We start from the raw sequence: 25,027 nt of genomic DNA on the forward strand, positions 1-25,027 counted from the left end.
TGGGCAATGATGCGCCATCGCAAAAGCGGGTCTTAAATCCAATCGAAGGGATCTGCGATAACAACTGAAGCTAAGCGATTTTTACACAATCACAGCGACTTATAAAAAGCTCCGCTGTGTCCTACTCGAATTCTGTCAATAAATACGTGGTTAATGTCGGGCAAATGAAATATCCGAGTGATCTACAAATTTAGACTGGAATCAGCAGATAGTCCCACCTTAAGAAAGGTGTACACATGTGCCAATAAAAATAAGTACAAAGAGGAGGGAGAGCAGTCAGGAGCGAGAAAATAATTCTCTCGCCCTTGGTTTGAACGGGAAATCTTTACGACAGCATAGATTCCAGAAATCCAAGCATGTCGGATTCATCATCAACCAGCTCACCAGAACCAAACTCCGCATTCCAGTCGAGCAGAATTTGAGCCAAAGCTTTCGCCTGTTCCGCTAAGGCAATTAACTCTTCCCGGCTATTTTTTAGTCCCGTATAAAGTTTCAGCTTTCTATGGCTATTCGCCAACTGATGCCCCGGATACTTGGATCTATAGACCTCCAGTTTCCAACGCAATGAATGCACCATATTGCGATAGAAAACCAGTTTTGCTGGCAACTGTAAAAGTGATAAGTCTTCCAGGTCACCAAACAGCGTACAATCAACGCCTAGAACCTGAGTATCCTGGCTATTATTCGCGGCAAATACATCGGCACTGCGGGGCTCCGCCAATAGCATCGACAAATCACCAAATAACTCACCTGGACGTATTACCGCCAAAGGACGTTCATTTCCCGGAGCCTCCTCAGCTGCGGGACTATTCACCTTCACATGTAACTCACCGCGTAACAAGAAGTAGACCCATTGATCCACATCCCCTGCACGCAGCAGCTGTTCACCCGACTGAAGGCTGACCAGCCGGGAGCGCTTTAGCAATACATCGTATTGCCACTCACTCGAGGCACGAATATCCCGAAATAGATGGATGACATTGAGAAGACGATCCACAGCATCCCGTGGATACTCGCTTAGAGGTTTAATTTCCATGCACAATTCAAATTTAGTGAAAACTATTCCATTTTCCTGAAAAGAGTGGCCTAAGCCACTCTGCAAAGTGCCATTCTAAACGATATCGACCTAGCACACCTGTTTCTAAGTGTGACAATCGTTTCCTTACCAACCCTTTATCTTGGGCGAATGAGGACAGTCTGACCTTATCAGGCTTGAACTCCGTTCCAGTTACAGTAGAGTTAGGTGTAGTGAGTAGTACATTGTACTCTCACAAGCTTTGGGCGCGCACTTTTTAATCTGACTTGTGTGCATTGGGGTTGGGGCCCCTGAATTCTTACTTAGCGGAACATTTTGCTCCTGCTACTGAGACACCGTAGAACAATGAAATCGATAAAAATTGTCCTCTCTTTTTGGGTGTTTACATTTGCTCTCACTGCGAAAGCTGCACCACTTTTAAACGGTCTTGCACTAGAAAAACAATTTAATAAAGACATTTATATCGCTGCAATATACTCGGAAAATCTAACCCGGGATTCCAGCACACTACTCGATAACAATATTCCTCGGCGCTTGGAGGTTCGTGTTATCACCAAAAGTCTGCCGGCACGGCGACTCCGCAATCAATGGATGGAAGCCATTGCGATTAACAACCGCGGAGATACGCTCAGCAGTCAGGCAGAAAACATGGTGACCTTTGCCAATCTGTTTAAGGGGCGCTTTGCTCACGGTGATCAATTGAGTATCGAGTTCGCCGCCGATACCGGCTCGACAACAATCTCCCTTAACAGTATTCGACTTGGAGAGATTGCTGATCCCGACTTCTTCAATACCTTGCTACGAGCCTGGATTGGTTCTGTCCCCCCCTCTACTGACTTTAAAGATGGGTTGCTTTCCGCCGGCCAAGTGTCAGGTAGCCTGGTAACTACATTCGAGTCCCTGGCCCCAACAAGCGAGAGAGTTGCCGAATTACAACTCAAGCAAATAAGCCAGGAAGAGGCCACTGCTGCCGAAGAGGCGCCAACTGAAGCCACTAAACCTAAACCGGCTATTGAAATTGCTGATCTTCCGCCTCCAACTCTAGCCCTAGCCGCAACCGCTCCCGCAGCAGCGGTTGTAACTGAGGCTGATAGCATTCAAGGGGACAGTGAACAGGGACCTCAACCGGAAGGGGCCGTTCCAGCACAAGCTGAGGATGAGATTGAGCTTATTACGGTACCTCCTGAGGATGGCCCACTCCTGGCTGCAGATGCCGAAGATATGATGGAAGAGGAGGAAGAGGCTCCCCTGACGGCTGATATGATTCTGGCACGCCAGATCTACCACTCCAGCTTGCTGCGTCACACGTTCCGCTACATTCGCTACCCCAAACGAGCCCAAGAGCGGGGCCATGAAGGTAGTGTACGCCTCAATGTGACTATTGATTCTCAAGGCCAGGTACAAGATATCCAACCGGTACAGGAATCCCGTCATGCCAGCCTTAACCGGGAGGCCCAAGCTGCTGTACGCAGAGCTGGACCCTACCCTGGAGTCCCTGCGCAGCTAGGTACAGATACTTATAACTTTTCTATCCCTATCACTTTCCGCCTGCCAGATTAAATAGCTACTCAACTTGTACCAAAAGCCTCGCGATGCGGGGCTTTTGGTTAAACTCACTCCAACGCAACTTATCCCCGGCTAGGCGCAGCCCTCTTGCCCCAGCTCACCCCCTGCTTTTAGTATGCTCGGCGGATATTCAGCCAAAAGAGCAAAAATGAAAAAGTTACTATTACCACTCGCTATTGCCGGTACCCTGGCGGGAACCCAGTTCCCTCTGTTTGCTGTCGCTCACGACCACTCCACCGGTAGTAAAGCTACCGCTGAGCAGGTTCAGCTTTCCTCAGGTATCGACCTGGGCGCTATGGATACCAGTGTACGGCCTCAAGACGACTTCTTTGCTTATGTAAACGGCACTTGGCTGAAGAATACTAAAATCCCTGCGGACAAGTCCCGCTGGGGTGGTTTCTCTATTCTGAGAGACCAAAGTACCGAGCAAGTCAAAGCTCTGATTATGGAAGCCAGCCAGGGAGCCAAGAGCGCCGATGCCAAGCAAATTGGAGATCTCTACAACAGCTTTATGGATAAAAAGCTGATCGAGAAAAAAGGGCTCTCCGCGGTTTCCGGCGAACTCGCCAAAGTCGATGCAATTAAAAACCGCAAGGATCTTACCGATTTCTTCGCCTATGCGGATACCGTCGGCTACGATGTACCATTTGGTGGAAGCATCTGGCAGGACCTGAAGCAAGTAGAAAACTACATGACTTTCCTGTGGCAGGCAGGCCTTGGACTCCCTGATCGCGACTACTACTTCGAGAACACTGAGAAGAGTAAGAAACTCCGCGAAGCCTATGTAACCTACCTCGCTGATCTTCAAGGCCTCGCAGGACTTAAAGAGGCTGAAGACTTTGCCAACAAGATCTTCAAACTTGAGGAGAGTTTGGCAAAACACCATCGCAGCCGCGTTGATAACCGGGACCCGGAAAAGTACTACAACAAGAAAACTGTTGCTGAACTTAAAGAGCTAATGCCCGTTGTAGATTGGGACAGCTACCTAGCCAAAGCCCAATTGAAGAAAGCAGATAGTTTTATTGTCGGCCAGCCTGAATACCTGGAAGCGGCCAATGAGATTATTGCCAATACTGAGCTGGCAACCTGGAAGCGCTACCTGAAGGTCAAAGTGCTTAATGCAATGGCGCCCTACATGCATGACGAAATCGCACAACTGCGCTTCGACTTCTACGGCACCACCGTTCACGGTATTGAACAAATGGAACCCCGCTGGAAGCGCGGCGTGCAATTCGTCAATGGTTCTGTAGGCGAGCTGGTCGGTAAGCGCTACGTAGAAAAGCACTTCCCGCCTGAAGCTAAAGAGCGAATGGTTGTACTTGTGGACAATCTGAAGGCCGCCTACCGGGAATCCATCGAATCCCTCGAGTGGATGGGCGAAGATACCAAAAAGCAGGCTCTGTTTAAGCTAAGCAATTTTTCCACCAAAATCGGCTACCCAGACAAGTGGCGTGACTACAGTAACTTGACAGTTAAATCCGATGACCTGATTGGCAACGTTCTGGCAGCTAACTTGTTTGAGTCCTCATACGATCGCAATAAGCTGGGCAAGCCGATTGATCGCGATGAGTGGGGCATGAGCCCACAGACTGTGAATGCTTACTACAACCCAGCCATGAATGAAATCGTATTCCCTGCAGCGATTCTGCAACCACCATTCTTTAATATGAATGCGGATGATGCAGTCAACTACGGCGGTATCGGCGGTGTAATCGGCCACGAGATTGGACACGGGTTCGATGATAAAGGCAGTAAATTTGATGGACGCGGCTATCTCAACAACTGGTGGACCGACTCCGACCGTAACAATTTTGAGCAGCTGACCAGCAAGCTCGTATCCCAGTACAACGCCTACGAGCCGCTTGAGGGTGAACACATCAACGGCGAGCTGACCCTGGGCGAGAATATCGGCGATTTATCAGGCCTGGGAATTGCCTATAAAGCTTATAAAATGTCTCTAGATGGAGAAGAGGCACCTGTTATTGACGGCTTTACCGGCGATCAGAGGGTCTTTATGGGCTGGGCTCAGGTGTGGCGCAGCAAGATGCGCGATAAAGCCCTCAGTGGACGTTTGAAGGTAGATAGTCACTCTCCCGCTGAATATCGTGTGAAAGGCGTACTACCAAATATCGATGCTTTCTACGAAGCATTCGATATTAAGGAAGGCGACGGCATGTACCTGCCTGAAGAGGAACGGGTAACTGTCTGGTAAACCGGTACCCTCACCTGGCCGCCCACGCGGCCGGGTTTCCCCCCGACCAATTCTACCTCTCTTCCAACAACCCCTAATCTATCGTACCAATTTCCCCACTATCACGGGGGATACCTCCCGTCGGCAGTATGACTTACCATTAGCTCACTTAAATAAGAAGAGAGTTGCCAATGGCTAACCAGTCTCAGTTTCATCTTCTCACTAGCCGCCGCTTTTTACCGTTCTTCAGCACCCAGTTCCTGGGCGCCTTCAATGACAATGTTTATAAAAATGCCCTAATTGTCATGATCGCCTTTCGCCTGGTGGAAAGTGAAGCGAACGCACTAATTAACCTGGCTGCTGGTTTGTTTATTCTTCCCTTTTTCTTATTTTCTGCCTCCGCCGGTCAGATCGCAGACAAATACGACAAGGGGAGGTTAATACGCTGGATTAAGCTAGGAGAGATCGGAATCGGTGCACTGGGTGTTTTCGCCCTTTTTAGCGGAAGCAACGCACTCTGTTTAACTGTGCTCTTTCTCCTGGGCATACAGTCCGCCTTTTTTGGCCCTGTGAAGTACGCGATTATCCCTCAACACTTGAAGCGTTCCGAACTGATAGGGGGCAATGCTCTGGTGGAAATGGGGACATTTGTGGCCATTTTGACGGGAACGATTGTCGGTAGCCTACTCGCAGGCCTCACAGGTCATGGGCAACAGGGAATCCTCTACTTAGGCCTGGTAATTATGGGTGCAGCTACCCTGGGATATCTGGCCAGCCGCTCAATCCCCGCAGCGCCAGCCCCCACACCCAATCTCAAAATAAACCCTAACCCCATTACTCAAACCCATAAAATACTCCGTGCCAGCGCGAATACTCCCTCAATTTTCTACTCCATTATTGGAATATCTTGGTTTTGGTTAATGGGGGCGGCCTATCTGACACAAATTCCCAGTTTTACCAAGAATGTCCTAGGTGGCAGTGAATCAGTGGTTACATTACTGCTGTGCAGTTTTACCATTGGTATTGCCATTGGCTCCTTGATCTGCGAGCGCCTCTCCAGTGGATTTATTGAACTTGGCCTGGTGCCTGTTGGCGCGGCTGGACTCACCATAAGTGGGATCGCCCTGGGTATTGTCGGGGGAAACTTTGCAGAACTCCATGAAGCCAGCTTTACCGCATTTCTAAGTACCGATGGCGCATACTCTCTTCTCAGTTGTCTGGTGCTGCTGGGGATGTTTGGGGGTCTTTACATCGTTCCTCTGTACACCATGATCCAGGACCGATCCGACCCAGCAATTCGTGCACAAATCATCTCCGTAAACAATATTTTAAACGCCCTCTTTATGGTGGCTTCGGCTCTACTTGGAATTCTGTTCCTCAATATGCTGGACGCGACCATACCGCAGTTCTTTCTTGTAATTGCCCTTATGAATGCGGCGGTCGCCATTTTTGTGTTCGCCAAAGTGCCAGAATTTGCTATGCGCTTTTTGATCTGGGCCCTTTCCCACACCATGTACCGGGTAAAGCACCAAGGGCTTGAACAGATACCCACAGAGGGACCAGCCCTAATCGCTTGCAATCATGTGAGTTATGTCGACGCACTATTACTCGCCGGCGCTGTCCGCCGTCCTATCCGCTTTATTATGTACAAGCCCATTTATGAAATTCCAATTTTGCACTTCGTCTTCAAAACAGGCAGGGCAATTCCAATTTGCTCCAAGCAGAAAGACCCTGAAGGGTATGAACAGGCTTTTCAAGCCATTGAGGACGGGCTAAAAGATGGAGATCTTCTCTGCATATTCCCCGAAGGTCAGTTGACGAAAGACGGAGAACTACAGCCATTTAAAGCAGGCATAGAAAAAATTCTGGAGAGAACCCCTGTCCCTGTAATCCCTATGGCCCTCCAAGGTCTCTGGGGAAGCTTTTTCAGTCATAAAGGCGGTCATGCCTTCACTACATTGCCCAAGCGTTTTTGGTCGCGGGTGAGCGTCGTTGCCGGCAGGCCTGTCGAAGCAGCCGGTGCCAAGGCAGAGGCTCTATATCGCCAGGTGCTGGGCTTGCGCGGAGAGAAACGCTAGCCTCTCCTTTTTCTTGACCAACAAGGATATGTGCCTACTTCACTGGTAGGCACATAAATTCTTCTCCTCCCTCACGATGCCAGCCCCTCCTTAAATCATTCCGATCACCTATTCTGATAGCGAGAATAGAAATACATAGCTGCTAAGGGCGGCACAGGGACGAAGGCCTAACCATGGCTCAAAGCAACCAGTTCAAGCTCCTCGCCAGTCGCCGCTTTATGCCACTGTTTCTCTCACTGTTAAGCAGCGTTTTTAATGACAACCTGTTTAAAAACTCCCTGCTAGTCATACTGGCATTTCATTTAGCCAAAGCAGAAGCCAATACACTAATTAATCTCGCCAGTAGCCTTTATGTCATACCGTATTTTCTATTTTCACTCGCCGCTGGACAATTAGCTGACAAGTATGAAAAGGGTCGAGTCATAAGAATTATTAAAGCCGCCGAAATACTAATCGGTATCCTCGGGGCCATTGCGCTACTCACTGATGACCGAGTTTTAAGTTTTATCGTATTGATACTTTTTGCCACCCACACAGCTTTCTTTAGCCCTGTCAGATATGCCATCTTACCTCAGCACCTAAAGCAATCAGAATTGCTTGGAGGAAATGGTTTAGCCCAAGTTGCATCCTTTTCCGGAGTACTCGTTGGAACAATTGTCGGCACCCTCCTAGCCGGTGATGTGGGCCAGGGAAAACCTGGGCTGTTATATCTGAGCTTGGTGATGGTCACTGTCGCCGTACTAGGCTATCTCGCCAGTAGGGCAATCCCTCCGGCTCCTTCCTCAGCCCCCATTTTAAAAATAGATTGGAACCCCATCAGCCAAACGCTGAGAATTATGCGGGAAGTGATTAAAACACCCACCGTTTTTTACGCAATTATTGCAAACTCCTGGTTCTGGTTATTTAGCACGGCATACCTAACCCAGGTTCCCAGCTTTGTAAGAAATGTGCTTGGCGCCAGTGAACCAATAATCACGATTCTACTCTGCTGCCTAACTGTTGGCGTTGCTATAGGCTCACTAATGTGTGAGAGCTTGTCTCGCGGGCGTATTGAACTGGGCTTGGTGGCAGCCGGCGGGCTGGGAATGACGGTGGCGGGACTTTGGTTGGGCATCCTATCGGGAAACTATCAGATGCTCTCCAACGCATCCCTTAACCAATTTCTACAGAGTGATGGTGGACTGACCATCTTATTTATCACGACTTTTATCGGTGTTGCTGGCGGTATTTTTATCGTACCGCTATACACCATTATTCAGGAAAGAACAGCAGAACAAATTCGCGCGCAGGTTATCTCTGTAAATAATGTCCTTAATGCCGTATTTGTAGTCATTATTTCTTTTTCTATTATTGGGCTACTCGGGCCTGTGGGAATGACAATTCCCCAGGTATTTACCCTGCTGGCCATACTAAATTTCGCTCTTTTAGTACTCCTGCTTTTTCGAATGCCGGAAATGTTATTTGACACCCTTTCTTGGCTTACCTATATCCTGCCCAGGCGCACGAAATACGAGGGGATTGAGCAAATCCCTAGCGAAGGTTCAGCACTTCTAATTGCCCGCTACTCTAACCTGCTAACCCCATTTATTGTTAGCGGGGCAACGCAACGCAAGGTTCGCTTTATCCCCAGCGACGCCATTACTAACAGCCCTAGGCTTCACGCACTTTTACGCAAAAGTGACTATTTCCCCAAAAACTACTATGAAATCGAAGCTTCAGAGCTCAAGAGAAAGCACAATGCGATTCATGAGGCAGAGGCAAACAGGGATCTTCTGTGCATCCTGATTGAAGAAAACAGCAGGAAAGAAATTACAGAGCTTGTCACTCTGCTCAAGGAAAATTTTCAAAGCGCATCATTGCCACTTATCCCTCTATCGATCCAAGGTTCGCTTAGCTATAAACGAAACCTAAAGACAACAGTACAGGTTGGCAGCCCAATACCGCTTGCAGAAATTTCTCCAGAACTGCTATTCGATAACCTGAAGGGTGCCGAATAAAGAGGGGCGGCTATTAAAAATAGGGTACCCACAGAGTTGCGGGTACCCGAAAGCCATTTAGGCCGCTTTAGCGGAACTGGAATCTGAGCGGCTGCCTTTCAGTAGCAACCACAGAGCGACAACCAGTATTGCCCCCTGAATACCAACACCTTGCCAAGTCGGGTAGATACCCAACCAGTCAAAGCTGAGATTTACCGGCAGCGGGGAAATCGCAATCCACGCCGCTTCTTGCAGTGCCGCGACTGCCTTGCCCGCAAGAACAAATGACAACGCCAACAGTAAATAGGTTGTCATGGAGAAGAACTTGCCTATCGGCAAGCGAGCAGAGAAGCGCACAAAGGCAATGCCCAACACAACCAGTAATATCGCACCGGCAGCGAGGCCACCCCATAGGGCGCTGTACTGACTAGAAGCTGTTTGCACCAATAGGGCCTGGTAGAACAGGATGGTTTCAAAAATTTCGCGGTACACAGCGACAAATGCGAGACCAGCAATGCCCCACAGGGCGCCAGCGCTAAGGCTGCGGTTGATGCTGTTCTGGATATATTGCTGCCACTGATCCGCCTGGGTCTTACTGTGCATCCAGAAACCCACATAGAAGAGCACAACTGCGGCCAGAAGCGCTGCGACCCCTTCCATAACTTCCCGGCTGGCGCCACTGATGGAAACCAAACTCTGTGCGGCAACCCAAGTAACAACACCTGCGACCGCGGCGCTGATCCAACCGAAGTGAACAAATTTCAACGCATCGCGACGACCGGTTTTTACCAGAATCGTTGTCAGTGCAATCACTACCAGCAGCGCCTCGAGACCTTCGCGCAGAAGAATCACCAAGCTGGCAATAAATAGTGCACCCGCAGAGAGAGTTGTCTCCTGCATTAAAGATTTGGCGCGCCCGAGTTGCTCAAGAATTACCTGTACCTGAGCCCTGACTTGCTCGGGGTTACTATCGGCATTCAGCTGACTGCGCAGCCCGAGCAGCTCCCGTTCAGTGGCTTTACGCAGATCGGCGTCGAGGGAATCCAGAGAGCTCTCCGCCATCTCAAAACCGTCCAGGTAGGCACTAATAGCCAGGGTGCGAGCGTGATCGTAGTTACCTTCCTGGTAGGCCACCAGGGACTTTTCCAGTTGCGCACGGGCTATTTCAATCGGCTGGGCGCCGAGGCTCTCTTCACCAGCAAAGAAGGGGGTGGGGTCGGCACGCAGGGAAGCAACTGCCGCGCCGGACAGTTCCGGGCGATCACTCTGCAGCACATTGGGGCTGTACATCACGATATCCTGCAAGCTCGGCTCAACGCCTTTGCCCTCCCCCACTTCACCTTGGAAAGCCAGGCCGCCAACATAAAATGCCAGGGACCAGCGCTGCTGCTCATTCAAGTTTTTGAAGGCGGTCATTGCAGTGCCATCGATACCGTCACTGATAGCATCGTAAATGCCCAGCAGGGAGCGATTTTCAGCGCGCTCCAACTCGTAGAAGTTTGTCGGCGCCGGCTCCAACTGTGCCGCTAAGGGGCCATCCCCTTTACCCTCGATACCATGGCAGGTAACACACTGCGCCTGGTAGATAGCGCGACTCTCATCCACATTCAGCAATGCAGTGGGCAAAGATAGCGCGGGGGCGATAGACAGTAGCCCCTGACGCAACTTGGCGGTATGTGCTTGCACTTCCTGCACACTGGCCTTGCGAAGAATCGCCGCTTGCAGCGCATCCCCCTCGGTGCGGATCATCGCCGCTTCGGGCGACTCTTGCAGTTGTGCGCCGCGATCGATCAGTACCGAGGCGAACTCCTGCATCTCTGCAAACTCATCGTCACTAATGATCTCCCCGTCTGCCACCGCTTCCGGGTAATCCACACCGATGTACTCTGCCATCTGCATCAGCTGGCGCAATTCCTGCTCTGAAAGACCGGAGGCCTGGGCTTGGACGGGTAGAACCGTAATGGCCAGTAGCGCCACTAGCAGGCGGGCCAAGTGTAAGGTGAGGCGCATGGAGAATCCTTTACTGTTATTGCAAAAGGGTTTTATCAATCTGGCGCATAATATAATTGGTAATCATTCTCACAATAAAGCCTGCAAAAGGGCTACTCCCAAATAAAGCGATTGCAAAAAAGGTTGCGCACAACTAAATTTAGCAAAATACAAACCGTCGAGGCTCTCCCAATGACCGATCTCTACTCAATTCCCGTGCAAACCGCTGATGGACAAAAAACCACTCTGGCCGATTACAAAGACAAGGTGGTGCTAGTTGTTAACACGGCCAGTAAGTGTGGCTTCACCAAGCAATACGCGGGTCTGGAGGATTTATACAAAAAATACAAAGACCGTGGATTTACCGTCCTGGGCTTTCCCTGCAATCAATTTGGCAAGCAGGAACCCGGTAGCGATGAGGAAATTCAGGAGTTTTGTGAACTGAACTTTGGAGTCAGCTTCCCCGTCTACGCCAAGCTGGACGTCAATGGCGATGAAGCTCACCCGCTGTTTGTGGAGCTCAAGAAACGTGCGCCGGGCCTATTGGGAACCGAGGGCATTAAGTGGAATTTCACTAAGTTCTTGATCGGTAAGAATGGCGAGAATGTTAAACGCTACGCGCCAAAGGATGCACCGGCATCCCTGGAGACAGAAATCGAGCGTATGCTCTGATGGTTGTCTGTGATGACGATTCCGGCGAGCTAGCACTGAACCGCCAGCTATGTTTTGCCCTCTACGCCGCATCCCGAGCCATGACCCGCGCCTACCAGCCGATGCTAAAGGAATTGGGGATCACCTATCCGCAATATCTGGTTTTAATGGTTCTGTGGGAGTGGGCCAACACCAAGGCGCCATCGGAAGAAGAGCAGAGCGTCAGTGCACTGGGGCAGAGGCTGATGCTGGATTCCGGCACCTTGACCCCGCTGCTTAAGCGGATGGAGCAAAACGGCCTGGTCAAGCGTCGCCGCAGCAATCAGGATGAACGGATAACCCTGATCACTGTGACAGAGGAAGGCCTTGCCCTTAAACCAAGAGCCAGAGAGTGGGTGACAGCACAGCTGGACAACAGCCGTATCAGCCGCAGCGAGGTAGAGCAACTACACGGAGACTTGTGGCAGTTTCTGCATAAATTGACCGATACCACCCCTTAAAAGCGGACCCCATTGAAACCCTCAGTGGGGCAGCCCTTCAAAAGAAGGATATAAACACTAAAAAACAGCCAGCAACGAAAATAATATAACAAAATAATAAAATAGTACGCCAATATTAGGATATACATTGACCTTCCGATTGATTCCGCTTCATAATGCCCTGAATCCGACCTAATGCGGAAACTGTTGTATATGAAGACTCCATTTATCACTCAGCGCCAGTCTTTTCTTGCCCTAGCTTTCTCGCTACGACTGCCCCTGCGCGGCATATAATTTTTCTCCCCCCCACCCCCAACAGAATTCCAAACTTTATTTGAGCGATGCATAGACAGCGGCAAGGCCCCCTGTTTAGCCTCAAAGCAAATAAGGAGAACAAACGAAAATGAGCACTAAAAAAGATAAGTTAGTCATTTTTGATACCACTCTGCGCGATGGTGAGCAGAGCCCTGGCGCCTCTATGACGAGAGAGGAAAAAATTCGTATCGCCCGCATGCTCGAGAGAATGCGTGTCGATGTCATTGAGGCTGGATTCGCGATTGCCAGTCCCGGGGACTTCGAGTCGGTCAAGGCCGTCGCTGAAGCCGTTACCGAATCACGGGTTTGCAGCCTTGCCCGAGCGGTCAATGCCGATATCGTGCGCGCCGGCGAAGCCCTGAAGAATGCTAACGCCTCGCGTATCCACACATTTATTGCCACTTCTCCAATCCATATGAAATACAAGCTGCAAATGGAACCGGAAGCGGTGTTGCAGCGGGCAGTAAAAGCGGTTCAAACAGCGCGCAACTTTACCGACGATGTGGAATTCTCCCTCGAGGATGGCAGCCGCTCCGAGCCGGAATTTATGTATCGCATCATCGAAGCGGTTATTGCGGCAGGAGCCGGCACTATCAATATTCCCGACACCGTTGGTTACGGAGAGCCGGAAGAATATGGGGCTATGTTCCGCCGCGTTATCGAAAACGTTCCCAACTCCGACAAAGCCATCTTTTCGACCCACTGTCACAACGACCTGGGCCTCGCCGTTGCCAACTCCCTGTCGGCCGTGATGAACGGTGTGCGCCAAGTGGAATGCACCATCAATGGCTTGGGAGAGCGCGCCGGTAATGCCTCCCTGGAAGAAATCGTTATGGCAGTACAAACCCGCCAGGATCTCTACCCGGTAGAAACAGGGCTGGATACCAGCCACATCGTACCCACTTCGAGAATGGTGTCGTCGATTACCGGCTTCCCGGTACAGCCCAACAAGGCCATTGTCGGCGCTAATGCCTTTGCCCATGAGTCCGGTATTCACCAGGACGGTGTTCTGAAACACCGCGAGACCTACGAAATCATGCGCGCTGAAGATGTAGGCTGGGGTCAAAACCGTCTGGTTCTCGGTAAACACTCCGGCCGGGCTGCCGTCCGCGCCCGTTACGAAGAGCTGGGGGTAGATTTCGCCGATACCGAAGAATTCCAGCAGGTATTTGCTCGCTTTAAAGACCTCGCCGATAAGAAGCATGAGATCTTTGACGAAGATCTGCACTCTCTGGTGAGCGGAGGCGAGTCCCCAGTGGAACGGTTCCAGTTGAGCGATCTGGATGTGCGCACCAAAATAGGCTCAGCCCCCCAGGCCTTTGTCAGCCTCACCATTGACGGAGAGCCCCGACAGACTGAAGCCAGCGGTGGCGGCCCCGTAGATGCCACCTTCAAAGCTATTGAACAGCTGGTAAACAGCGGCGCCGACTTAAAACTTTATTCTGTAAATGCGGTCACCCAGGGAACAGACTCCCAAGGATCCGTTACAGTGCGCCTGGAAAAGGACGGCCGCCTGGTCAACGGCGTTGGCGCGGATACAGATATCCTGATTGCCTCAGCACAAGCCTACATGGATGCGTTAAACTTACTCGCCAGCAGTGAGAGTAAGAAACAGGGCGTATAAGTGAACGAGCTTCAGCGAGCGGAATATTTATCAGTACTTGGGGTTCCAAGCTATGTGCCCCGATTCGTATTGCCGCTCGCACCCGATCCTCGCCAAGCCGAACTGCCTCCCGCCGAAGAAGCTGCTGGGACTCAGCAGCCTCCGGTTGCAAGTGGAATAGCTCAAAACCCACTGCCCCACTCAGCAGGTCAGATAATCACCCAGCCGGTGCAAAGTCCGGAGCGCAACGCCCGTGTGCTAGATGAAATAAGTGCTCTCACCGGCCAGACAAAACGCCCACAAGAGACGGTGGCAGTGACACCGGCTCCTGTTGCCCCCCCCCAGCACAGTGTTAAACCTTTTGTTTTGAACTGCTGGCGTATTGGGGAGGAACTCCTGGCCGTGGACAGCCACGAGCCCGGTGCAGCTCTTCCCCTGGAAGCCCTGTTCAACAATATTCTCCGCGCTTTGCACTGGCACCAGCTCCCCCGGCAACAGGAGCGCCTGCAATGGCCTTTAACAGAAAATCGCTTTGGTCCAGCCGAAGACGCCTCACAGGCTCGCGATACATTCTCCAGCTGGTTGGAGGCCTCTTATTCTCGTATGCCGGTTAAATCCATCTGGCTGATGGGCAGTGAAGCTCAAGACTTTTGCACTCCAATCCCTTTGGAAAGCCAGGTGGTCGAATGGCAGAAGGCCCGCTTAATTAGTATGCCCAGCCTCTCGCAACTACTGCGAGCCCCCGAACTAAAACGCCCCCTGTGGAATCTGTTGCGCACTAGTTACCCGACTGAAACCCGCGCAGAATGACCCATTTAAATTACACTGAGCTACAGTTGCGCTCCGCCCTTGCCGACGACTGTGCATCTCTGGCCCAGTTGGCAAAAAGTGCCCACAGTCATCCATGGAGTGAAGCCCAATACCAGCAGAGTCTCAGCGCCGGCCACTACTGCTGGGTCCTGATCCAAGGCGATGACATTATCGCCTGTTGCGTGATCAGTAGCCTGTTTGACCAGGCAGAAATCCTGGACATTGCCGTATCCCCAGCGCAACGCCGACAGGGCCTCGCTGAGGCACTGCTGAACAGCGTGAAAACGGAATTACCCAGCGAAGTTAAGCGAATTTTGCTCGAGGTGCGGGTATCCAATCTCGCTGCGCGCTCCCTCTATCGCAAACTGGGTTTCTCTGAAGACGGGATACGCAAAAATTATTACCCCGCGCAAAACGGAATGCGCGAGGACGCTGTACTCATGAGTCTCGCTCTGAATGACACTCAGTCGTAGAATGAGCCCATCGTTCGGAATTCCCGCCTTATCGACAAGGCCTTGAACGGCAGGCAGCCACTCCTGCTCTGTAACACTATTCCCGACTTCCCAACCCCCTCGTTGGATTGACAAGAGTTATACATGTCTCTATCAAAAAGCAGCCCATCACTGCTGGAAGGCTCAGTTTCCAGTCACTTACAGAGACTGGCACTACCCATGGTCTGGGGAATTCTCGCCGCCATGTCCTTTAATATCGCCGATACCTATTTTGTCTCCCAGCTGGGCGATGGCCCCCTGGCAGCGATGAGTTTTACCTTTCCGGTAGTGATGGCCATAAACAGCTTTGCTATCGGCCTCGGCGCAGGTACCTCTTCGGCCGTGGCCCGGGTTTACGGCGCAGGGGATATAAAGAACGTTCGCCGCCTGGTAACTGACGCGTCTGTACTGGCACTGCTGATTGCTATTGTGATTACTGCAATCGGCCTGGCCACCATGCGCCCTCTATTTGAGCTGCTGGGCGCCGGCCCCGATATGCTTCCGCTTATTGCCGATTACATGATCCCCTGGTATCTGGGAACCATCTTTGTCATTGTCCCGACCGTCGCGCTCGCTGCTCTTCGCGCCATTGGTAACAGCGCGGTAACCGGCCGTATTATGGTGGCGGTAGCCCTACTGAACCTGATTCTCGACCCCATTTTGATTTTTGGGCTTTTCGGCTTTCCCCGGCTTGAGCTCCAGGGAGCAGCTATCGCTACGATTATCGTGCGCGCCCTGAGCTTTATTGCTGCACTTTACTTCATCATCAAAAAAGAACACCTAATGACAGCCCCACAATGGCGGCTGAGCGGCCTACTCGAATCCTGGCGCAAAGTGTTGGCTGTCGGGCTTCCCGCTGTGCTCACCAATGTCATTATTCCCGTATCCGGAGGTGTTGTCGTTGCACTCGTTGCCGTGCACGGCGAAGATGCCGTCGCGGGCCTGGGAGTCGCACTCCGAGTAGAACCCCTGGCACTCATTGTGTTTTACGCACTTTCCTCTGTGGTCGGCCCCTTTATGGGACAGAACGCCGGGGCGGAAAAGACCGACCGCCTGCGGGAAACCGTGAGCGTACTGGCAAGATTCTGCCTGGTATTTGGAGCGGGACTGGCTGTGCTTCTCTACTTTGTTGCAGAACCTATCGTAAGTCTGTTCAGTGATTCCACTGAGGTTCTCGCCGTCGCTGTTGCCTACCTGACCCTGGTACCTCTCAGCTATGCCGGCTACGGCTTTGTGATGTCTGCCAATGCCGCATTCAATGGACTCGGGAAACCGCTGCCTGCAACTGTCATTTCTTTCCTGCGGGTACTGGGCCTATACCTACCCCTGGCCTGGATTGGAAACAGCCTGTGGGGCATGACCGGCCTGTTTGTCGCTACAGCAGCATCCAACCTGATTCTCGGCTTTGTTTCCTGGTGGTGGCTGCGCCGCGATACGCACCAGCGCACAGCAGAGACAACATCCAGCCCCGAGCTGTCAACCAACTGATCAATCTATGGGCCGAATCACTCCTGATTGGGCCCATATCTATCCCCCCCCCTAAAAACACAACACAAGGAAATCAGTGCCTTAACGGGCGGCGTACACATTACTTGCCATTTTTGCCGATAACTTCAAATTCCTCCAAACCCCGGCAGACAGCAGCATAGCCCGCCTTCTTCTCTTACTGCGAAACATGGATGGTGATTCGATGAGGCTTCAGGAGATTTCCCCCCTTCAAACCCGCACCCTATTAATCAGCGCACTGACAATACTTCTGGTTTGTATACCTTTAACAGGGTGCGACAATGACGATTCAGACCCACCCCCATCAGACGACGATACTGGCGATGACAGCAGCCCCTGGGTGCTAAATACCGACGATGAACGGGCGCCTTACATCTACGAAAGCAACAGTAATGAGCAGGTCCTGGTCAATGTACAAAGCATCGAAACCGTCACTGTCGACGGCAGGGAATACACTCAAGTCACTGCATCCGGCATCCCGGATTATGAAATTGAAATCACCACCGCTATCTACGACGAGCTAATCAATCGCCCCAAGGCGAGCACCGACTTTGTCTACGGCAGCCCCACGGTACAAATTGGCGATATCGTGAGTTTTGGTCAGGATATCGGCTTTAGCAGCAATCCTCATACCTGCTACGCCGAAGCGGGTTTTGGATTCTGGCCGCCGGGCCCTGTCTGCCCAGAAAATGTTTCCCACAACAGCTATTTTCCAACTGAGCCAGAGGTCTCAGAAGAAGCTTGTGAAAGTGGACTCGGACCACAGGGCTATTGGGTCAACGGCACCTCTATCTACCAGTGGAGCGATGGACAGTCCGTGAATGGTACCTGGCATACTCTGGCACCGGTCGCAGAGATGTACGATGTTGATATCTGTGGTGGACACGCTGCTCGGGGAGACTATCACCACCACTTCTACAGCGATTGCCTGGCCGACTTGGTTGGAGACACTGGAGATAGCCACTCCCCCGTCTATGGGTTTACCGCTGATGGCTATCCCATTTATGGCCCTTGGGAGGCCGGTGGTGTACTTGTAGTAAGTAGCTGGGTCACTAGAGACTATGACGATGCCGACTCTACCAGCGGCTGCAGGATTGCCGGTGAGCGCAGTTGTTTACTGGTAGATGAATACGATTTATCACAGGGCACAAATACACTTGCCCAATCCGGCCCCAGTACCAGCGATACTTTTACGTCCCTATCAGGCAATCTTTTTCAAACCACCAGCGGTTTTTTTTACGAAGACTATTACTGGGACTCCAATTTGACCAGTCAGGAGGGCGCTTATCTGGATCAATACAATGGGCACAGTGACAGCGAGCGTGGTTATCACTACCACCTAACGGTAGAGCTGAATGATGAAGGGCAGCTGACACCATCATTTCCCTATACCTTTGGGCCCCGCTTTTACGGCAAACTCGATGACCAGACAATTGTGAATATTTGCTCCGATGAAGTCGGCGGAGGTTTTCCCCCTGGCCCACCGCCCATGTAGCTAGGCCAGCAGAAAACAGCTTACCTATATCACCTATAAATCATTGATAAAGCCCCACGCCAGCCTGGAACCGGTCAAAGCTTCCAGACTGGCGACTCTCCCAAATACAGTCTCAGAATCCAGGCCTCTGTTTTCAGTAGCTGGCTTCACTAGATACAGCCAGCCAACTACTAGACCTTTAAGTCAAAAAAATATCGAAAGAATAATATTTTATTTAAATTAAATAAAAAGAAAGTCATTAACGAGATAAGTAATTTTCCAGCAAATAACTTTTTAACTGTTGATACCGAAAGAAAAGCCATCCTTTTGAACTTACGCACAAACTAGGCAGAAATAGAGAGCCAATTTAACCCTTTGCAAATTAGGTTAATATTTATCCACATTTTCTCCACTTTTATCCGCTAATTTCTGGACTAACCCCCATCTAGTTCACGGTGTGCTATGAAATTAACGGAAATTTTTGACACGGACCGAAAGTCCATTTTGCCTTATGTAATATCTCTGGTATTGCTTTCAGGCGTACTCCAAGCATGCGGTGGAGGCGGCAGCTCTTCATCTGATTCAGATTCGTCATCTGAAGATACTAGTGACAGCGGCTCAGATTCCGGTGACGATAATGACGATGACGATTCATCAGATGATAGTGACAGCTCAGACTCGAGCACCGATAGCGGGGTTTGGATTCTAAATACTGATGATGAGCGCGCACCCTATATCTATGAAAGTAACAGCAATGAACAAGTACTAGTAAATGTTCAGAGTGTTGAATCTGAAACTGTCGACGGTAAAGAATACACTGTTGTATCAGCAACCGGCATTCCAAATTACACTATCGAAATTACGCAAACTGTTCTCGATGCACTCCTGGAACGTCCAAAAGCATCCTCTGACTTTTTAACCGGCAGCCCCTATGTCAGCGTTGGCGATATTGTCAGTTTTGGGCAGGACATTGGATATAAAAGTAATTCGTCCTGTGGTGCAGAAGCTGGTTATGGCTTTTGGCCACCGGGGCCTGTCTGTCCTGAAAATGTTTCCCATGTTGGCTATTTTCCCGTTGAACCTGAACCTGCAACTGACAGTTGTGAAACTGGTTTAGGGGTACAGGGCTACTGGGTAAATGGAACCTCTATTTATCAATGGAGTGACGGGATGAGTGTTGATAATACATGGCATACACTCGCCCCCCTAGCTGAAGTCTACGACGTTGATATTTGCGGTGGTCACGCAGCAAACGGTGATTATCACCACCATTTTTACAGTGAATGCCTCGCAGATATGGTCGGCGATATTGGTGACGACCACTCTCCAATTTATGGCTACACCGCCGACGGCTATGCAATTTATGGCCCTTGGGAAAGTGAGGGTGAATTAGCGGAAAGTAGTTGGGCTGTTCGAGATTACGATGATGCCTCATCCGAAAGTGGTTGTGGTGTCGCCGGCGAGCGCAGCTGCTTATTAATCGATGAATATGATATTTCCCAAGGCGTGGAAACTACTTCTAATACTGGCCCAACTACAAGTGATTCATATACCTCCGCGTCCGGAAATGAATTTGAAACAGCTGCTGGTTTTTTCTACGAAGATTATTATTGGGACGAAGAACTTACAGCTCAAGGTGGAGTCTATTTAGATCAGTACAATGGCCATTCGGATGATGAGCGAGGATACCATTATCATCTTACCGTCACTGTCGATAGCGATGGACAATTAATCCCCGCCTTTCCCTTCACTTTTGGACCGCGCTTTTACGGAAAATTGGATGACCAAACTGTTGTCAGCCGATGCTCAACAACCGTGGGGCGGTAACCAATAAAGATAAATTGAGGTAACCTTCTCGTGAAAATTAACGGGTACTTTCTTGCCGGCTCATTAGCCTGGCTAACTGCAGCCAGTGTTGTGGCTCAACCTAATCCCAACTCTGGGCATAACAACGATCAACGTTCGGTTAGGGAAGTACCTGTTCGCAATAGCAATGGAAGAAACTGGCAAAACAACAATTCGATAAATTCAGAAAACACTAGAAATAACACTGCAGATTCCTCCACCGACTCAAACAGCAATACAGTTGAAGAGGAAAGTCCAACAGATACTACGGTAGATAATCCAACAGAAACAACTACCGACGAAACAAGCAATACATCGAATAATAACGAGGACACTTCTTCGGACGTTAACGAAGAGAATTCCGGCTCCTCAGATAATTCGACCATTTCAGGTAACGAGGAAGGCTCGGTAACAGAGAGCTCCGGTACTACCTGGATTATCAATTCAACTAACGAACGCGCCCCCTATATTTACGAAAGTAACAGTAATCAGCAGGTTCTGGTTAATGTGCAAAGTGTTGAATCTGTAACCGTTGCCGGAAAAGAATATACCCGCGTATCTGCTACCGGTATCCCGGACTACCAGATTGAAATAACCCAGGAAATACTAGACGCACTCATCAGCCGTCCAAAAGCCTCTACAGACTTCGTCAATGGCTACCCCTTGGTACAAACTGGTGAGGTTGTTAGCTTCGGCCAGGACATCGGCTATCGCAGTAATTCCAGTTGCGGCTCAGAAGCTGGTTATGGCTTCTGGCCCCCAGGTCCCGTGTGCCCCGAAAACGTCGACCATGTAGGCTATATTCCTGCTGAGCCTGAGGCATCCACTGAGAGCTGTGAAACTGGGCTCGGTGTACAGGGTTACTGGGTAAATGGAACCTCAATTTACCAGTGGAGTGACGGGCAGTCAGTAAATAACACTTGGCATACCCTGGCTCCCATGGCAGAAGTCTATGACGTAGATATCTGTGGCGGCCATGCAGCTAACGGCGATTATCACCATCACTTTTACAGTAATTGCCTGGCTGAAATTGCCGGGGACACCGCCGATGGCCACTCCCCTATCTACGGTTATACCGCCGATGGCTACGCAATTTACGGTCCATGGGAAAGCACAGGTGTGCTAGCTAAAAGCAGCTGGGCAATACGGGATTACGACGATCCCCGTTCAGACACCGGCTGTGGCGTTGCCGGGCAACGCAGCTGTCTGCTAGTAGATGAATATGATATTGATCGCGGCGTATCCAATACAAATAACACCGGCCCCACTACCAGCGGTAGCTACACCTCTCAATCTGGAAATGAATTTGAAACTCCGGCAGGTTTTTTCTACGAGGATTATTACTGGGATGAAAGCCTGACAGCGCAAGGTGGCGAATACTTGGATCAATTTAATGGACACACTGACAGTGAAAGAGGTTATCACTACCACCTGACAGTTACGCAGGATAACAATGGCCAACTAATCCCAGCTTTCCCATTTACCTTCGGCCCGCGCTTTGCCGGCAAGCTGGATGACCAAACTATCGTCAATCGCTGCTCAACCACCGTTGGCCGCTAGCTCATATTCAAGCTTGGGAGTAAGAGTTAAATGAAAATGCACAGGTTCTTTATCGCTGGGTCTTTGGCCTGGATTTTTTCAGCCTCTATGACCGCGTATGCGGCACAGCCAAATCCTCACGCAGGCCATAATGGCGATCAGCATCCGGTGATAGAGATACCTCTGCATGTTGCCGCTCCCAGAATCGAACTGGACATGAGCCGCGACGATATGTCCGGCTATAACCTACATATTGACTACGATCGGTTTGAGCTGGAATCCCCTCGCTTTGCCAATGACGATTCTGAGCAGTTTCTGGAGGGGCACGCCCACCTTTACATCAATGGGGAAAAAATCCAACGTCTTTACGGCTCGGATTTACATATTCCCGGAAAATTACTAAAACCCGGTTTTAACCAAGTCACCGTAACTCTCAATGCACACGACCACAGCACCTGGAGCCGTGGTGGAAAGCGAATACTGGCAACCTTATTTGTGCACCTCGATAAGAAAGAGCTGGTATTACACCGCTTTTCAACATCGCCTATCGGGGGCAACAAACAAATAGCCAAAGTCAGCCGACCTGATAATTAGACTAAAACTCAGAATCTTTCGAAGAGAGAATTAAAGCTAATAGTCAAAAAAATATTTAGTTAATAACTGACCCAATAATTAAAGGCTCGTTAGGCCATCTATAATAAAGCAATAAGATATTTTTGCCTGACTCACGGAGTATCGCTTTTGAACGCAGTGCACAAATCTGAAAAAAATTAAGACGATAAAGAGGATATAAAATGTAGCTAGCAGGCCATCCACATTTCATTCACTTTTGTGCGCTAGGTTCGGGGAGAAACTCCTCCATATGCCACGGTGTGATATGAAAATAATTAAAATTTCTGACCGGAATGGCCAGCCTACACTCTCTTATACACTAGCACTGATAATATCTCTCGGAGTTCTTCAGGGATGCGATAGTGGCTCTTCCTCAGATGAGGATGGCGATGATTCTTCTGAGACCTCCTCTGAAGAGTCAGATTCCAGCACTGATACTAGTGTCTGGATTATGAATACTGATGACGAACGCGCGCCTTACATTTATGAAAGTAACAGCAATGAGCAGGTTCTGGTCAACGTCCAGAGCGTAGCATCAGAAACCGTAGATGGCCGGGAATACACCGTTGTCTCAGCAACCGGTGTTCCCGACTACGAGATTGAAATTACTCAAAGTATTCTAGATGGACTACTTGAACGTCCATTAGCCTCCTCTGATTTCGAAACCGGTAGCCCCACTGTCAGCGTTGGAGATATTGTCAGCTTTGGGCAAGATATTGGCTATACGGGTATTGGCACCTGTGATGTAGATGCCGGCTATGGATTTTGGCCACCAGGGCTCGTTTGCCCAGAGAATGTCTCTCATGTCGGATACATCCCTGTCGAACCCGAGCCCGCAACGGAGGAGTGCGCAACGGGGCTCGGCGTACAAGGCTACTGGGTAAATGGCGTCTCTATTTATGATTGGGGTGATGGTCAATCAGTGGATGGCACCTGGCAAACCCTGGCACCGGTTGCTGAGGTCTACGATGTGGATATCTGTGGTGGACACGCCGCAAACGGAGATTACCACCATCACTTTTATAGCGATTGCCTAGCCGATCTTGTTGGCGATATAGGTGACGACCACTCCCCTATCTACGGCTATACCGCCGACGGCTATGCAATCTATGGCCCCTGGCAGAGTGAAGGAGAACTCGCAGAAAGCAGCTGGGCTGTACGAGATTATGACGACCCCAGCTCCGAGAGCGGTTGCGGCGTAGCAGGCGAGAGAAGCTGTCTCTTGATGGATGAATACGACCTCTCCCAAGGAGTCGAAACAACATCGAATACCGGCCCCACGACAAGTGGCTCTTATACCTCCCTGTCAGGCAATGAGTTCACTACAGCAGCGGGCTTTTTCTACGAGGACTATTACTGGGACGAAGACCTGACTAATGAAGGCGGAGTATATTTGGACCAGCATAACGGTCACTCAGATGACGAAAGGGGATACCATTACCACCTGACTGTCACTGTCGATGATGATGGTGAGCTTGTCCCCGCCTTCCCATATACTTTTGGCCCCCGCTTTTACGGCAAACTAGATGATCAAACTGTTGTCAATGAGTGTTCAACACAGTAGTTCAGCAGTGCACTAACATTGAAGGCCAAGCCACTTTCCTAATACGCTGGAAATCCCCCTGGAGTCGAAGTAAGCGTAAGCTTTGCGGCTCCCTTGTTTTTACGAGGACCGACACTCCAGGTAATGGAAATAACTGGAGCAATAGCACCCGATAGACTAAAAGCACTGGTAACCAGAAGTATTCACAGCAACAGCAGTTTGAATGAAGTATGTTGCCCCATCGCCAAACCTGGGAGTGAGACAATAATGACAATTCTTCGAGCCGTTCTTATCGGGCCTTTTATCTGGGGAATGACCAACCTTGCTACAGCACAGTCAGACTCACACACGGGCCATAACGGCGACCAACACCCAGTAGTCGAGATCCCTTTACACAATGCTGCGCCGCGCATCGAACTAGACATTAGTCGCGATAAAATGTCCGGATATAACCTACATATAGACTACGACCGGTTCGAATTAGAATCCCCTCGCCACGCCAATGATGCCTCAAAGCAATATCTGGAAGGTCATGCCCATCTCTATATCAACGGTAAGAAAATACAGCGAATCTATGGTCCAGACTTACACCTTCCCGACAAGCTGTTTAAATCGGGCTTCAACCAAATTACTGTCACCCTTAACGCCCATGACCACAGTACCTGGAGCCGGGGAGGGAAGAGAATTCTTGCAACTCTATTTATCCAGCTCGATAAGCCCGATCTGATATTGCATCGTTTTTCTACATCTCCAATAAAGCCGGGAGTAAGCACAGGCAAACCGGGATAACAATAGAAGTAAATACCAGTAGGGACTCAATCTCTCCTACCGACTCAGGGCATGGAGGCCCCAAGAACAGCTTTGGATAACCAAGCTAAGCTTATTGGCACTTAGGGAGCCTCTGAATAACTCCGTGATGCCTCTGGCATGCAGAACGGTTCACAATCAAGGCGCGGCTTCGCAGGAATGTCTAGACCTTTCAAGAAGTCGCAACGCGGAGTGTGAATCGCTCTGCAAGCCCCGAAGGGCGGGCCTTGAAGGCCGCATCTGCTGCGTTGCAGCTCTTGCAAAGGGCTACGGCCATTCGCGGCGAGCTGCGCCTAACATCTGCAGACTTCAAGACCCGCAGAGGTATTACGGAGTTATTCAGAGGCTCCTTAGCTTGGGCTCTTATCGTGAGACTCTCGGAGTGTTAAAAGATTGCTCTGATATTTACAGTAAGTGTAGGCTTGATCTTCTGAGCCGCGTTTCCTCAGTGGAAACAGAGTAAAATGCACCTGAGCTCACTGTGAACACAGGCTACTGAAATCCAAGCTACCGGCT

General features: G+C 50.3%; 18 protein-coding genes. 16 read left to right on the plus strand and 2 right to left on the minus strand.

Annotated features, from left to right (window positions below; translation table 11 throughout):
- Positions 1–325 precede the first annotated feature (325 nt).
- A complete protein-coding gene (locus ACJJI3_RS13690) occupies positions 326–1,036 on the minus strand; it encodes a Crp/Fnr family transcriptional regulator (RefSeq protein WP_444940047.1) in 711 nt (236 codons plus the stop codon).
- A 345-nt stretch (positions 1,037–1,381) separates the two neighbouring features.
- On the opposite strand from ACJJI3_RS13690, the gene ACJJI3_RS13695 reads away from it, so the two are divergent.
- From ACJJI3_RS13695 to ACJJI3_RS13710, 4 genes are all read left to right on the plus strand, one after another.
- Positions 1,382–2,596: a TonB family protein gene (locus ACJJI3_RS13695; protein ID WP_444906431.1), complete on the plus strand. Its 1,215-nt coding sequence runs from the start codon at positions 1,382–1,384 to the stop codon at positions 2,594–2,596.
- A 154-nt stretch (positions 2,597–2,750) separates the two neighbouring features.
- Positions 2,751–4,814 carry a M13 family metallopeptidase gene (locus tag ACJJI3_RS13700; RefSeq protein WP_444940048.1) on the plus strand — a complete coding sequence of 688 codons (2,064 nt, stop codon included), beginning with the start codon at positions 2,751–2,753 and terminating at the stop codon, positions 4,812–4,814.
- A 170-nt stretch (positions 4,815–4,984) separates the two neighbouring features.
- Complete coding sequence (locus ACJJI3_RS13705) at positions 4,985–6,871, plus strand: MFS transporter (protein ID WP_444940049.1); 1,887 nt, start codon at positions 4,985–4,987, stop codon at positions 6,869–6,871.
- 173 nt (positions 6,872–7,044) lie between these two features.
- Positions 7,045–8,868 carry an MFS transporter gene (locus ACJJI3_RS13710; protein WP_444940050.1) on the plus strand — a complete coding sequence of 608 codons (1,824 nt, stop codon included), beginning with the start codon at positions 7,045–7,047 and terminating at the stop codon, positions 8,866–8,868.
- A 57-nt stretch (positions 8,869–8,925) separates the two neighbouring features.
- Here ACJJI3_RS13710 and ACJJI3_RS13715 read toward each other — a convergent pair whose 3' ends face one another.
- Complete coding sequence (locus ACJJI3_RS13715) at positions 8,926–10,857, minus strand: cytochrome c/FTR1 family iron permease (protein ID WP_444940051.1); 1,932 nt, start codon at positions 10,855–10,857, stop codon at positions 8,926–8,928.
- A gap of 171 nt (positions 10,858–11,028) precedes the next feature.
- Here ACJJI3_RS13715 and ACJJI3_RS13720 point away from each other — a divergent pair, with 171 nt between their 5' ends.
- The 12 genes from ACJJI3_RS13720 (at position 11,029) to ACJJI3_RS13775 (ending at position 24,493) form a co-directional block, all read left to right on the plus strand.
- Positions 11,029–11,508, plus strand: coding sequence for a glutathione peroxidase (locus tag ACJJI3_RS13720; RefSeq protein WP_282934317.1), 480 nt, complete (start codon positions 11,029–11,031; stop codon positions 11,506–11,508).
- Positions 11,508–11,987, plus strand: coding sequence for a MarR family winged helix-turn-helix transcriptional regulator (locus tag ACJJI3_RS13725; protein WP_444934857.1), 480 nt, complete (start codon positions 11,508–11,510; stop codon positions 11,985–11,987). The genes ACJJI3_RS13720 and ACJJI3_RS13725 overlap by 1 nt, the downstream gene beginning before the upstream one ends.
- A 382-nt stretch (positions 11,988–12,369) precedes the next feature.
- Entirely contained in the window at positions 12,370–13,905 is a 1,536-nt protein-coding gene (locus tag ACJJI3_RS13730; RefSeq protein WP_444940052.1) for a 2-isopropylmalate synthase, read from the plus strand.
- A complete protein-coding gene (locus ACJJI3_RS13735) occupies positions 13,906–14,694 on the plus strand; it encodes a uracil-DNA glycosylase family protein (RefSeq protein WP_444940053.1) in 789 nt (262 codons plus the stop codon). It begins immediately after the preceding gene.
- Entirely contained in the window at positions 14,691–15,167 is a 477-nt protein-coding gene (gene rimI, locus ACJJI3_RS13740) for a ribosomal protein S18-alanine N-acetyltransferase (RefSeq protein WP_444940054.1), read from the plus strand. Before ACJJI3_RS13735 ends, rimI begins: the two co-directional genes overlap by 4 nt.
- Positions 15,168–15,290: 123 nt before the next feature.
- Positions 15,291–16,673: an MATE family efflux transporter gene (locus ACJJI3_RS13745; RefSeq protein WP_444940055.1), complete on the plus strand. Its 1,383-nt coding sequence runs from the start codon at positions 15,291–15,293 to the stop codon at positions 16,671–16,673.
- A gap of 202 nt (positions 16,674–16,875) precedes the next feature.
- Positions 16,876–18,186, plus strand: a complete 1,311-nt coding sequence (locus ACJJI3_RS13750; RefSeq protein ID WP_444940056.1) for a YHYH protein — start codon at positions 16,876–16,878, stop codon at positions 18,184–18,186.
- Positions 18,187–18,627: 441 nt separating this feature from the next.
- Positions 18,628–19,992, plus strand: a complete 1,365-nt coding sequence (locus ACJJI3_RS13755) for a YHYH protein (RefSeq protein WP_444940057.1) — start codon at positions 18,628–18,630, stop codon at positions 19,990–19,992.
- 30 nt (positions 19,993–20,022) lie between these two features.
- Positions 20,023–21,570: a YHYH protein gene (locus ACJJI3_RS13760; protein WP_444940058.1), complete on the plus strand. Its 1,548-nt coding sequence runs from the start codon at positions 20,023–20,025 to the stop codon at positions 21,568–21,570.
- Between the two features lie 30 nt (positions 21,571–21,600).
- Positions 21,601–22,143: a hypothetical protein gene (locus ACJJI3_RS13765; RefSeq protein ID WP_413664338.1), complete on the plus strand. Its 543-nt coding sequence runs from the start codon at positions 21,601–21,603 to the stop codon at positions 22,141–22,143.
- A 283-nt stretch (positions 22,144–22,426) separates the two neighbouring features.
- A complete protein-coding gene (locus ACJJI3_RS13770) occupies positions 22,427–23,725 on the plus strand; it encodes a YHYH protein (protein ID WP_444940059.1) in 1,299 nt (432 codons plus the stop codon).
- Between the two features lie 246 nt (positions 23,726–23,971).
- A complete protein-coding gene (locus ACJJI3_RS13775; RefSeq protein WP_444940060.1) occupies positions 23,972–24,493 on the plus strand; it encodes a hypothetical protein in 522 nt (173 codons plus the stop codon).
- The last annotated feature ends 534 nt before the right edge of the window (positions 24,494–25,027 follow it).

It is taken from the genome of Microbulbifer maximicatervae (SeqCode), from assembly GCF_052466985.1.